Annotated in this window: 10 protein-coding genes and 1 other RNA gene; 3 read left to right on the forward strand and 8 right to left on the reverse strand. The window is 62.7% G+C overall.

Annotated features, from left to right (window positions below):
* Positions 1 to 283: 283 nt before the first annotated feature.
* Positions 284 to 967, reverse strand: coding sequence for a fumarylacetoacetate hydrolase family protein (locus tag MKD49_RS04105; RefSeq protein WP_252695544.1), 684 nt, complete (start codon positions 965 to 967; stop codon positions 284 to 286).
* 263 nt (positions 968 to 1,230) lie between these two features.
* Here MKD49_RS04105 and MKD49_RS04110 point away from each other — a divergent pair, with 263 nt between their 5' ends.
* Together MKD49_RS04110 and MKD49_RS04115 are read left to right on the forward strand one after the other, a co-directional pair.
* Positions 1,231 to 3,042, forward strand: a complete 1,812-nt coding sequence (locus MKD49_RS04110; protein WP_252695545.1) for a tetratricopeptide repeat protein — start codon at positions 1,231 to 1,233, stop codon at positions 3,040 to 3,042.
* A 181-nt stretch (positions 3,043 to 3,223) separates the two neighbouring features.
* Positions 3,224 to 4,228 carry a glucokinase gene (locus MKD49_RS04115; protein WP_252695546.1) on the forward strand — a complete coding sequence of 335 codons (1,005 nt, stop codon included), beginning with the start codon at positions 3,224 to 3,226 and terminating at the stop codon, positions 4,226 to 4,228.
* Positions 4,229 to 4,393: 165 nt separating this feature from the next.
* Here MKD49_RS04115 and ffs read toward each other — a convergent pair.
* Both ffs and ubiD read right to left on the reverse strand, forming a co-directional pair.
* Positions 4,394 to 4,492: signal recognition particle sRNA small type (gene ffs, locus MKD49_RS04120), an RNA gene on the reverse strand.
* A 163-nt stretch (positions 4,493 to 4,655) separates the two neighbouring features.
* Complete coding sequence (ubiD, locus tag MKD49_RS04125) at positions 4,656 to 6,140, reverse strand: 4-hydroxy-3-polyprenylbenzoate decarboxylase (RefSeq protein WP_121043290.1); 1,485 nt, start codon at positions 6,138 to 6,140, stop codon at positions 4,656 to 4,658.
* 463 nt (positions 6,141 to 6,603) lie between these two features.
* On the opposite strand from ubiD, the gene MKD49_RS04130 reads away from it, so the two are divergent.
* The gene (locus MKD49_RS04130; RefSeq protein ID WP_252695547.1) at positions 6,604 to 7,602 is read left to right on the forward strand and encodes a transglycosylase SLT domain-containing protein; all 999 of its coding nucleotides are present in this window, start codon (positions 6,604 to 6,606) and stop codon (positions 7,600 to 7,602) included.
* Positions 7,603 to 7,711: 109 nt separating this feature from the next.
* On the opposite strand, the gene MKD49_RS04135 is transcribed toward MKD49_RS04130, so the two are convergent.
* The 5 genes from MKD49_RS04135 to dusA all read right to left on the reverse strand — a co-directional run bounded on the left by MKD49_RS04135 (position 7,712) and on the right by dusA (position 12,303).
* Complete coding sequence (locus MKD49_RS04135) at positions 7,712 to 8,893, reverse strand: pyridoxal phosphate-dependent aminotransferase (RefSeq protein WP_034337122.1); 1,182 nt, start codon at positions 8,891 to 8,893, stop codon at positions 7,712 to 7,714.
* Positions 8,894 to 8,988: 95 nt separating this feature from the next.
* Positions 8,989 to 9,459: a transcription antitermination factor NusB gene (gene nusB, locus MKD49_RS04140; protein ID WP_034337125.1), complete on the reverse strand. Its 471-nt coding sequence runs from the start codon at positions 9,457 to 9,459 to the stop codon at positions 8,989 to 8,991.
* Positions 9,460 to 9,564: 105 nt separating this feature from the next.
* Complete coding sequence (ribH, locus tag MKD49_RS04145) at positions 9,565 to 10,050, reverse strand: 6,7-dimethyl-8-ribityllumazine synthase (RefSeq protein WP_006465461.1); 486 nt, start codon at positions 10,048 to 10,050, stop codon at positions 9,565 to 9,567.
* Between the two features lie 57 nt (positions 10,051 to 10,107).
* On the reverse strand, positions 10,108 to 11,229 hold the full coding sequence (gene ribBA, locus MKD49_RS04150) for a bifunctional 3,4-dihydroxy-2-butanone-4-phosphate synthase/GTP cyclohydrolase II (RefSeq protein WP_121043295.1): 1,122 nt from the start codon (positions 11,227 to 11,229) through the stop codon (positions 10,108 to 10,110).
* 93 nt (positions 11,230 to 11,322) lie between these two features.
* Positions 11,323 to 12,303 (reverse strand): tRNA dihydrouridine(20/20a) synthase DusA, encoded by a 981-nt coding sequence (gene dusA / locus MKD49_RS04155; RefSeq protein WP_252695763.1) that lies wholly within the window; start codon positions 12,301 to 12,303, stop codon positions 11,323 to 11,325.
* Positions 12,304 to 12,434 lie beyond the last annotated feature (131 nt).

The following is a 12,434-nucleotide window of genomic DNA, read 5'->3' on the forward strand; positions in this document are numbered from 1 at the left end:
GGTTCTGATTGCTTTCTGTGTTGATGTGTTACGGGCGAACCGGCCAAACCTGCTCGGCCGGGCGCTTCGGATGATGCAAACGCTAACAACGATGCTGGCCGGACGGACGACTTGCAATGCCCGGCATTCCTTGCGGAACTCCGTATTATACGCCGCATCGCCGCCGGCTTCATGACAGTTTGGTTTCGGCCCCCTGCGCCCGGTCCGGGACCGGTGCAGGAAGCTGGCTGCGGGAGCCGGGCCGGGACCGCCATAAACCGGCTGCACCCGGCCTGCGAGCGCTTCAGCCGATGGTGATGTTGATGTCCGGCAAGCCGTTCACATGGCCTTGCAACTGGTCACCCTTGACCACCGCGCCCACGCCTTCGGGGGTCCCGGTATAGATCAGGTCGCCGGGGAACAGCTCCACCAGGCCGGACAGATAGGAAATGGTTTCGGCCACGTTCCAGATCAGGTCCGACAGGTCGCCCTGCTGGCGTACTTCGCCATTGACCTTGAGCCAGACGGCCCCCTTGTCGGGATGTCCGGACTGGGCCACGGGCACGATGGGCGCGCAGGGGGCGGACTGGTCGAAGCCCTTGGCCATGTCCCAGGGACGGCCCAGCTTCTTGGCCTGCGCCTGCAGGTCACGGCGGGTCATGTCAAGCCCGACGGCGTAGCCGTAGACCAGTTCCAGCGCCTTTTCCACCGGAATATCGCGGCCACCGCCGGAAAGTGCCACCACCAGTTCGATTTCGTGATGATAGTCAGCGGTCGCGGCCGGGTACGGCACCACGGAATCGGTGGGTACCACGGCGTCGGCCGGCTTCATGAAGAAGAACGGCGGCTCGCGGTCGGGATCATGGCCCATTTCGCGGGCGTGGGCGGCATAGTTGCGGCCCACGCAATAGATGCGGCGAACCGGGAACGGCGCACCGCCGACCACCGGGACGGTGGCCTGGGCGGGGGCGGGAATGGCGAAACTCATCGGGAAGACTCCGTGGTGGCGACGTGCATGCAACTGCATGCGGTGGATGAGGAACCGGTCAATGCCGGCTTGGCTTGCGCATCAGTTGTCTGATGTCCGGCTAGTGTAAAAGAAAAGCCGCGACTCCGCTTGCGGCCCCCAGCGAGAGATATAGGTGAGATTTCGGGCTGTAATCTGCTGAATAAAACTGCGCGGATTTGGGGACACTTGCAGGTCAACTGGCTGGTATTGCGCCGGCCCCTTTCTCTGTCCAGAACAAGATCATGCACCAGCAAGCAAACGCCTCCCTCATCCTGCTGCAAAAAGCCCTGGCCCTGCATCAAAAGGGCGATCTGGCCCCCGCCGAAGAGCTCTACAAGAAGGTCCTGGTCAAGCTTCCTGATCATTTTGAGGCCAATTACCTCTACGGCATGCTCAAGCTCCATCAGGAGGACTGGGAGGCGGCCGAAGCCCAGCTGGCGCATGCCATCGAACTCAATCCCGATCACCGCGACACCTATTTCGACCATGCCGGTGCGCTGGTCCACCTGGGCCGCGATGCCGAAGCCGTACAGCGCTACGACGAGATCCTGGCGCAGACGCCGGACTTCGCCGACGCGCTGCTGGCACGCGGCACTGCCCTGCGCCGCCTCAAACGCAGCCGCGAAGCCCTGGCCGACATCGAGCGTGCGGCCGCGCTGACGCCGGACAACCCCGATGCCTGGTTCCAGCTGGGCAACCTCCAGCACGAGTTCTACGGCTATCGCGATGCACGCGCCAGCTATGAGCGCGCCGTCGCCCTGCGCCCCGATTTCATCGAAGCCTGGTTCAACCTGGGCAATACCTGCAAGGACAGCTACCAGTTCGACGAGGCCCTGCGCGCCTACGACCACGCGCTGGAGGTGCAGCCGGACTTCTTCGAGGCCCAGTCCAACCGCGGCTTCGTGCTGTTCAAGATGCAACGCCCGATGGAAGCACTGGAAGCCTACGACCGCGCCATGGCGCTGGACGACAGCTCGCCGGACCTGTGGTTCAACCGCGGCTCGACGCTGGAACAGCTGTATCGTTTCAGCGAAGCGACCGAGTGCTACCGCCGCGCTCGCGAGCTCAAGCCCGATGCCAGCTCAGCCGCCTGGAACGATGCCCTGCTGAAACTGCGCCAGGGCGACTTCGCCAATGGCTGGCCCGCCTACGAGTCGCGCTGGGCGACCGAACAGATGCGCACGCAGGTCCGCCAATTCCTGCAGCCGCTCTGGCTGGGACAGCAATCCCTGCGGGACAAGACCATCCTGATCCACGCCGAACAAGGCTTTGGCGACACCCTGCAATTCGTGCGCTACCTGCCCCAGGTGGCCGCTCTCGGGGCACGCGTGATCCTGGAAGTACCACCGGCGCTGGTCCGCCTGCTGGCCAAGGTGCCGGGCGCGGCCCAGGTCATCAGCAGCGACCAGTTCATGCGTCCCGGTTTCGACTATCACTGCCCGCTGATGAGCCTGCCGCTGGCCTGCAAGTCCTTCAGCGAAGCCGACATTCCGCGCGCCCCCTATCTGCTGCCCGACGCCGACGCCTGGGCGGCCTGGCTGCAGCGCCTGCCGCGCAACCGCGCCCTGCGCGTCGGCCTGGTCTGGGCCGGCAGCTCGGCCCAGACACATCCGGATGCAGTACGCATCGACGGCGAGCGCTCCCTGCCCTTCGAGGCGCTGGCTCCCGTGGTGGAACTGGCGCAGGAGCATGCACAACTGGAATTCTATTCCGTCCAGGTTGGCGAGACCGCGGTGGCCCAGCTGCGCAACCATCCGCTGGCCAGCCATGTGCGTGATTGTTCTGCGGAATTGCAGGACTTTGCCGACACCTCCGGGCTGATCGCCAATCTCGACCTGCTCATCAGCGTCGACACCTCGGTCTGCCATCTGGCCGGTGCCCTGGGCAAGCCGGTGTGGCTGCTCAATCGCGCCAACACCTGCTGGCGCTGGCAGCTGGAACGCAGCGATACGCCCTGGTATCCGGGCATGCACCTGTTCCGCCAGAAGCAGACCGGCGACTGGAGCGAGGTCGTCGCCGAAGTGCGCAACGCGCTGCTACAACAGTTGGCCTGATGCTGTTACCATGCGCGCCGATGCGGATGAGCAGCTCATCCGCCGGAACCTGGCGCGCCGCTTCGCCTCATACCCTGTAACGCATCCGCACCAGGATCCGCCCGAACTCCATTGCAATTCGACAGGCGGCACGGCCACGCGCCCTGCCGCCTGTTGGTATGAAGAAAACAAGGACAAGACGATGCACGCCCCCACTCCCTCTTCGAGCAAGCCGCCCCACGCCGGCGGTCCGCGCCTGCTGGCCGACATCGGCGGCACCAATGCCCGTTTCGCGCTGGAAACTTCACCGGGCCATATAGAGCAAGTGCAGGTCCTGCGCGGTGCCGACTATCCGCAATTCACCGATGCCGTGCAGGCCTACCTCCAGCTGGCTGGCCAACCCGCCGTGAAACACGCGGTGGTGGCCATCGCCAATCCGGTGCAAGGCGACCAGATCAAGATGACCAACCACGACTGGGCCTTCTCCATTGAAGCGGCACGCCAGTTGCTGGGCTTTGACCTGCTGCTGGTGGTCAATGACTTCACGGCGCTGTCGATGGCCGTGCCGCAATTGCGCGCCGATGAATTGCAGCAGATCGGTGGCGGCACACCCAGGGCGGGCCAGCCGGTCGGCCTGGTTGGTGCCGGCACGGGATTGGGCGTGGGCGGGCTGGTGCGCGGCGATGGCCACTGGCTGCCGCTGGCCAGCGAAGGTGGCCACGTTGCCTTCGCTCCGGCCAATGCGCGTGAAGCGGCCGTGCTGGCCTACGCCTGGCAATTCCATGAACATGTCTCGGCTGAACGCCTGGTCTCGGGGCCCGGCCTCGAATTCATCCATCGCGCCCTGCTGGCCATCGATGGCCATCCCGCCGCCGAACTGAAGGCCGCCGAGATCGTGGACGGCGCACTCAAACAAGGCGATGCAGTGTGCATGGAAACGCTGGACCTGTTCTGCAGCATGCTCGGTACCGTCGCGGCCGACCTGGCGCTGACGCTGGGTGCGCTTGGCGGCATCTATATTGGTGGCGGCGTGGTACCGCACCTGGGCGAGTACTTCGCCCGCTCGCCCTTCCGCGCACGCTTCGAGAACAAGGGCCGCATGTCGGTGCTGACCAAGGCCATTCCGACCTATGTCATCACGGCGGAATATCCGGCCTTCACGGGTGTGTCGGCGATCCTGGCTGACCGGCTGGATCCGCACGAGTAATCAAAGGCGAGGCCGGGAGGTTTTGCGGGAGGCTGATGCGGCAAGTTCGCGTCAGCCTTTTTTCATGGCATCGCGCAATGACGATACGGCAGGGACGACATCGGAAGAGATAAAACGAGAGGGAATATCTGCCGGAACAACAGAAGAAGAAACAGAAGAGAGATAAGAGGCGAGCCTTGTCTGCGGCACTTGCGGGAAATGGCTGTGGCTGCTTCGTTCCCGACCTGACCAGGTTGACCATGCCACAATGCGCAGGGGCCCGCCGGGGTGCATTGTATCCCAGATCACACACTTGCTGCCAGAGAAATCATTGCAGTGCATCAGAAAGCGAAAAGCCGCGCAAATTGATTAAACAATTTACGCGGCTTTTTGCCTGAAGCTTCACTTCGGCGATTGGCGCATCCAACGGCGTGTGCACCCTGCCCGCTCAGATACCCAGGTCCTGCCAGATGGCATCGACACGTTTCTTCACATCGTCGCTCATCACGATGGGTGTACCCCATTCCCGGCTGGTTTCACCCGGCCACTTGTTGGTGGCATCGATGCCCATCTTGCTGCCCAGGCCGCTGATGGGCGAGGCGAAGTCCAGGTAATCGATGGGGGTGTTGTCCACCATGACGGTATCGCGCACCGGGTCCACGCGGGTGGTGATGGCCCAGATCACTTCCTTCCAGTCGCGGATGTCGACATCCTCATCGACCACCACGATGAACTTGGTGTACATGAACTGGCGCAGGAAGCTCCACACTCCGAACATGACCCGCTTGGCGTGGCCTGCGTAAGATTTCTTCATCTGCACCACCGCCATGCGATAGCTGCATCCCTCCGGCGGCAAGTAGAAATCGGTGATTTCGGCGAACTGCTTCTGCAGCAGCGGAACGAAAACTTCATTCAACGCCACACCCAGCACGGCCGGCTCATCGGGCGGTTTGCCGGTATAGGTGGAGTGATAGATGGCATCGCGCCGCATGGTGATGCGGTCGATGGTGAAGACCGGGAACCAGTCCTGCTCATTGTAGTAACCGGTGTGATCGCCATACGGACCTTCAAGCGCATGCTCGAATCCCGACGCGTGTTTTTCATCCGGATAGATATGCCCTTCCAGCACGATCTCCGCCGAGGCCGGCACGCGCAAATCGCTGCCCATGGCCTTGACCAGCTCGGTGCGGCTGCCGCGCAGCAGGCCGGCGAACTGGTATTCGGAGAGGCTGTCCGGCACCGGCGTGACTGCACCTAATATAGTGGCGGGATCGGCACCCAAGGCCACGGCGATCGGATAAGGCTTGCCGGGGTTGGCAATGCAGTGCTCACGGAAGTCCAGCGCACCGCCGCGATGGGCCAGCCAGCGCATGATGACCTTGTTCGGTCCCAGCACCTGCTGGCGATAGATGCCCAGGTTCTGGCGCTTCTTGTTCGGGCCCTTGGTGATGACCAGGCCCCAGGTGATGAGCGGCGCGATGTCGCCCGGCCAGCAGTGCTGGATCGGCAGGCGCGACAAATCCACATCGCTGCCTTCCCACACCACATCCTGGCAGGGGGCCGAGCCGCGCTCCTTGGGGGCCATGTCCCACAGCGACTTCACCAGCCCGCCCAGATCCAGCACATCCTTGATGCCCTTGGGTGGCTCCGGCTCCTTCAGGCGCGCCAGCAGATGGCCGATGCGGCGCAGTTCGCTGATGCTGTCGGCCCCCATTCCCAGGGCCACACGATGCGGTGTACCGAAAAGATTCGCTAACACCGGGATATTTTTCTTGTCGACCTGCTCAAAAAGGAGCGCCGGACCTTCCGCACGGAGGGTGCGGTCGGCGATTTCGGTCATCTCCAGATGCGACGACACCGGGTGCGAGACACGCTTGAGCTCACCTTTTTGTTGCAACTGAGAAATAAAATCGCGTAAATCAGTGTATTTCATACTTTTTAACAAATTTCTTTTTGCATCACAGCCGGCTCAAGTAACCCCGGCAAACGCTTGATTCTATTGATTTTTGAAGGAAGGCCACGCGCAATATGATACACAAAAGTTATAAAGAACTATTTTCATAGTATTGACTCGATATAAAGTGGCTTCTACAATGCGCCCACTCTAAACCGAAGAGGTGAGCCGTGGGCTCGTAGAGGCTTGATCGAAAACAGTCGAGCCAAGCAAGGTATCCAGGGATCCGGGGTCCCAGCAACTCAAGAAGTGTGTCCAGGGCGTCAGCCCTACCCCCCGAAACATGCCATCCGACGGCAGGGCCAGCAGGCCTCGCGGATGGCCTTGCCGTAACGCCTTGCGACGGTAACGTAATAGATTGCAGCGACGACAGTTCAGCCGTTTGGTCTTCACTTCTTGGCCAGGCGCGCCCTGTTTTTGCCGCAATAACGCAGGAGGTTCAATGTCCAACCAAGCTTCCGAGGCGCCTTTAGCGGGCACCTCGCAGATGGTTCGCCGCGTGGATTTCCGGAATCTCTCCGGGAACCCGCGCATTGCTCAATTTTTCGGCATCGCCCATCGTCTGCTGACGATACTGGGTATCGCCGCGCTGTTCGTACTGGGCCTGATGTTCTTCAACCCCGACCTGGCCGACAAGCTGATCAGCATGTCGCCCTTCTCGGATGCTGCTGAAGAGGTCGCGGAAGCCGAAGCTCCCGCCGCTCCGGCCCTGGCTGACCTGATGGCACCCACCGCACCGGTGGCTACCGTGAGCGCCCTGGCGGGCGCAGCGGCTGCCAGCTCGGTGCAGCAGGCTACGGCACCCGCACCCGCCCAGGCCCTGTCGCCTGAGGAACGCCAGTTGATCGGCAATCCGCGCCAGCAGAAGCTGGTGACCAACTGGCTGGCCAAGCGCTATCGCGTAGCAAGCGATGCTGCTGACATGCTGGTGTCGGCGGCTTACCTGACGGCGCGCGACATCAAGCTCGATCCGCTGCTGATCCTGTCGGTGATCGCCATCGAATCGCGCTTCAATCCCTTCGCCGAAAGCCCGATGGGTGCGCAGGGCCTGATGCAGGTGATGTCCAAGGTGCACCACGACAAATTCCAGGAACTGGGCGGCATCAAGGCGGCCCTCAATCCGGTGGCCAACATCCGTGTCGGTTCGCAGATCCTGAAGGAATATGTCACCCGTGGCGGTTCGGTGGAAGCCGGCCTGAAGAGCTACGTGGGTGCGGCTGACATGGCCAATGATGGCGGCTATGGCATCAAGGTGCTGTCCGAATACCAGAACCTGAAGCAAGTGGCGATGGGCAAGAACGTCTCCATCTACACCACGGCCACCGTCAAGCTGCCGCCGGCCTCGGGTGTGTCGGCCAGCGCCGATCAGCCGAAGCCAACGGCCAACAACGTAGCCTCGGCGGCCAAGCCCAAGACGGAAGAACAACTCGCTGCCCTGTAATATTGTTTGTGCAGTTTGGCGTGTTGCGATGTGAATATTACCGGTATTCAGAACGCATGAAAAAAGGAGCCCTCGGGCTCCTTTTTTTTGCGTCTTCTCGTTCCGTGCTTCAGGCCGCCTTGCGACGCCCGTCGAAGAACACACGCAGACGGGCCACGGCTTCCTGCAGCTTTTCCATCGAGGTCGCATAGGACAGGCGGATGTAGCGGCGCGCCGTGAAGGGCCCGAAATCCAGCCCCGGCACCAGCACCACACCGGCCTCGTTGAGCATGTCCAGGCTGAGCTGGTCGGCATCGTCGGACAGCGCGCTGCAATCAGCATAAACATAGAAGGCACCGTCGGGAACGACCGGTACCGTGAAGCCCAGGCTTTCCAGCGCCGGCACGATGTAGTCGCGACGGCGCTTGAACTCGGCCTTGCGTTCTTCGTAGATGGCCAGGGTCTCGGGCGTAAAGCAGGCCACGGCGGCATGCTGGGCAATCGAGGATGCACAGATCAGCAGGTTCTGCGCCAGCTTCTCGACCTGCGGCACCAGGGCCGGCGGCAGCACCAGCCAACCCAGGCGCCAGCCGGTCATGTTGAAATACTTGGAGAAGCTGTTGATGACCACCACGTCCTCGCCCAGCGACAGCGCCGAGAACGGCGCACCTTCATAGGACAAGCCCTGGTAGATCTCATCGACGATGGTAAAGCCGCCGCGCTGGCGTACTTCGCCCAGGATTGCGCGCAACTCATCAGGTTCGATGGACGTGCCGGTGGGATTGGAAGGCGAAGCCAGCAGCACGCCGCGCGTCTTGTCACCCCAGTGCTCGCGCACCATCTGCGCCGACAGCTGGAAGCGATGTTCCGGCCCGCTGGCGATGAGCTTGGCGCGTCCCTCGAAGGCCGCCACGAAATGGCGGTTGCAGGGATAGCTGGGGTCGGGCATCAGGACTTCGCTGTCGCGCTCCACCAGCGCGGCACAGGCCAGCAACAGCGCGGCCGAGGCCCCGGCGGTGATGACGATGCGTTCCGGCGCGATCTCCAGGCCGTAGACGCTGCGATAGTGCTGCGAGATGGCCGTACGCAGGGCCGGCAGGCCGGTGGCCGAGGTGTACTGCATCTTGCCTTCGGCCATGGCGCGGGTAGCGGCCTCGACCACGGCGGGCGGCGCGGTGAAATCGGGCTCGCCGATGCCCATGTGGATCAGGTCACGTCCCTGCTGGGCCAGGATATCGGCCTTCTTGGACAATTCCATCACATGGAAGGGAGCGATGTGCTGCAAACGTGAAGCAAGCTGGTTCAGGTTCATGCGCTAATTCCAGACAACATGGGCAAAAAAGACAAGACGGCGACCGCCTCTGCGATGCCGTCCAAAAAACGAGCAAAGCGCCGGCACGGAGCCGGTCAGCGGCGACCGGCCGCTTCCACTTCGGTGGCGCGAGCCTGAGCCGCGAAACGGTCCAGCACGCCGTTGACGTACTTGTGGCCATCGATGCCGCCGAAGGACTTGGTCAGTTCAACGGCTTCGTTGATGACCACCTTGTAGGGGATCTCGATGTGGTTCTGCAGCTCGTAAGCACCGATCAGCAGCGCGGCATGTTCCACCGGCGACAGCTCCTTGATGGGACGGTCGATCAGTGGCTCCAGCGCTGCACGCAGCTTTTCGGCGTCACGGATCGCACCGGTGAGCAGAGTATCGAAGTGTTCGGCGTCGGCCTTGTCGAAACCGTGGGCTTCGCGGATGTGGGCTTCGATGGCACCCGCGTCCTCGTGGTTGAGCAGCCACTGGTACAAGCCCTGCAACGCGAACTCGCGCGCGCGGTGACGCGGGGTGCGGTTCTTGTTCGAATTGGCGTGTGGAGTTTTGTTCGACATGATGAATGCGGCCTGAGCCTTGGATAACTGAAACAAATGAATGCGAGTGCCGGCGCGGGCCGGCGGGGGCGGCAGCGGGATGTGCATCCCGCCACTGCCCGTGAATTATTCTTCTTCGGTGGCCTGGCCGAGTTCTTCCAGCACGATGGACAGGTTGGCCATCTCCACCGCCACGCGGGCCGCGTCAGCGCCCTTCTCGGCCATGCGGACTTCGGCTTGCTCGTCGTTCTCGGTGGTCAGCACGGCGTTGGCGATGGGCAGGCCGAAATCCAGGCCGATGCGGGTGATGCCGGCACCGGATTCGTTGGAGACCAGCTCGAAGTGATAGGTCTCGCCACGGATGACGGCACCCAGGGCGATCAGGGCATCGAACTGTTCGGTCTCGGCCATCTTCTGCAGCGCCAGCGGGATTTCCAGGGCACCCGGCACGGTCACGTGCAGGATGTCCTCGTCGGCCACGCCGAGGTGCTTCAGCTCAGCCAGGCAGGCGGCCAGCAGGCCGTGGCAGACGTCTTCGTTGAAGCGCGCCTGGACGATACCGATGCGCAAGCTCTCGCCATTGAAGTCTGGTTCATAGGTTCCGATGGTCATGGCTGTTCCTTCTTGATAGGTTGACTTGCGTAATTCTTGATATCTGGGGCTGGACGCTCACGCGCCTTCGCGCGCCTGGTAACCAGTCACTTCCAGCTGGAAGCCGGTCATCGACGGCATCTTGCGCGGGCTGGCCAGCAGCTTCATCTTGCACACGCCGAGATCCCTCAGGATCTGCGCGCCGATACCATAGGTGCGCAGGTCCATGCGGTCGGCGCGGCTGGGCTTGGCGGCCTCGGGCGTGCCGACCTTGTTGAGTGCGCCGAACTGGTCGAACATCTGCTGCGCCGATTCTTCACAGTTGAGCAGCACGATCACGCCGGACTCGGCTTCCTGCACCGCCTTCATGGCGGCGGCCAGGTTCCACGAGTGAGTGGTCACGCCGGCTTCGAGCAGGTCCAGGATGGAGACCGGCTGGTGCACGCGCACCAGGGTTTCGCGGCCGGGCTGGATGTCGCCACGCACCAGCGCCAGGTGCGCACCACCCGAGGGGGTGTCGCGGTAGGCGATGGCCTTGAAGCTGCCGTGGGCAGTCTGCATCTCGCGCTCGGCCACGCGCTCGATGATGCTTTCGTTGCGGCTGCGGTAATGGATCAGGTCGGCGATGGTACCGATCTTCAGATTGTGTTTTTCGGCGAACTCCAGCAGGTCCGGCAGGCGCGCCATGGTGCCGTCATCCTTCAGAATCTCGCAGATCACGGAAGCAGGCGTCAGGCCGGCCATGGCAGTGAGGTCGCAACCGGCTTCGGTGTGGCCGGCGCGCATCAGCACCCCGCCCTTTTGTGCGCGCAGCGGGAAGATGTGGCCCGGCTGCACCAGATCCGACGGCTTGGCGCCCTTGGAGGCGGCTACCTGGATGGTGCGCGCGCGGTCGGCGGCGGAGATGCCGGTAGTCACGCCTTCTGCGGCCTCGATGGAGACGGTGAAATTGGTACCGTAGGGCGTGCCGTTGCGAGTGGCCATCAGCGGCAGGTCGAGCTGGTCCACGTGTTCTTCGGTCAGCGTCAGGCAGACCAGGCCACGCGCATGCGTGACCATGAAATTGATGGCTTCGGGCGTGACGAAGTCGGTGGCCAGCACCAGGTCTCCTTCGTTTTCGCGGTCTTCTTCATCGACCAGAATCACCATGCGGCCGGCACGGAGTTCGGCGACGATTTCTTCGGTTGTAGCAAGTGGCATGTTCGCGCTCTTTTCCCAATTGGAACCCGCTATTTTAAAGGATTGCGGGCCTCTTCCGCTGGCCAATTACGCCAATCCGGCTATTCAGGCCATTCAGGCGATTTGCGCCGCCTGGGCCGCCTGCGTGCGTTGCAGCGCTTCCAGCAACAGAGCCGGGTCGCCCAGGGCCAGGCGCTTGGAATCCGACAAGGTTTGGCGGAAAGCGCGCGCACCTGGCATGCCGGTCAGCAGGCCCAGCATATGACGGGTGATGCTGTTCAAACGCAGGCCGCGGCCATTGTCACCGTGCAATTCCAGCTGGCGCTTGATGTAGGGCAACATGGCCTCGATCACCTCGGCCCGGCTGGGCTGGCGGCCGCCGTCCAGATCACCGTAGTAGCGGGCATCGAAGGTCGCCATCAGATAGGGGTTGTGATACGCCTCGCGGCCCAGCATGACGCCGTCCACATGCTTCAAATGCTCATCGATCTCGGGCAGGGTCTTGATACCGCCGTTGATGAGGATTTCCAGCTCCGGGAAATCCTGCTTCAGCTGATAGGCGTAGTGATACTTCAGCGGCGGGATTTCGCGATTTTCCTTGGGACTCAGGCCCTTCAGGATGGCATTGCGGACATGCACGATGAAGGTCTTGCAGCCGGCCTCGGCGATCTGGCCGACGAAATCGCGCACGAAGTCATAGGATTGCACGTCATCGATGCCGATGCGGTGCTTCACGGTCACGTCGATGGAGACCGCATCCTTCATGGCTTTGACGCAATCGGCCACCAGCGTGGGCTCGCCCATCAGGCAGGCGCCGAAAGCCCCCTTCTGGACGCGCTCGGACGGGCAGCCGCAGTTCAGGTTGATCTCGTCATAGCCCCATTGCTCGCCCAGTTTGGCGCTGTGCGCCAGGTCGGACGGCTCGCTGCCGCCCAGCTGCAGGGCGACCGGATGTTCCTGCTCGTCGAAATCCAGATGGCGCGGCACATCCCCATGCAGCAGCGCACCGGTGGTGACCATCTCGGTATACAGCCAGGTGTGGCGGGTGATCTGGCGATGGAAGACGCGGCAGTGGCGGTCGGTCCAGTCCATCATCGGAGCGACCGACAGCGTACGCGGAGGCAGGGCTTTCTTCATAAACTGACGAAATGCTTCATTCAAGGTTCTGGGATGCGCACCGGAAAGCGGATGGCAGGTGGCTATGCGGCGCCGGAGACGAAGGAAGG

The organism is Herbaspirillum sp. WGmk3, from assembly GCF_023952535.1.
Classification (GTDB): Bacteria; Pseudomonadota; Gammaproteobacteria; order Burkholderiales; family Burkholderiaceae_D; genus Herbaspirillum; species Herbaspirillum huttiense.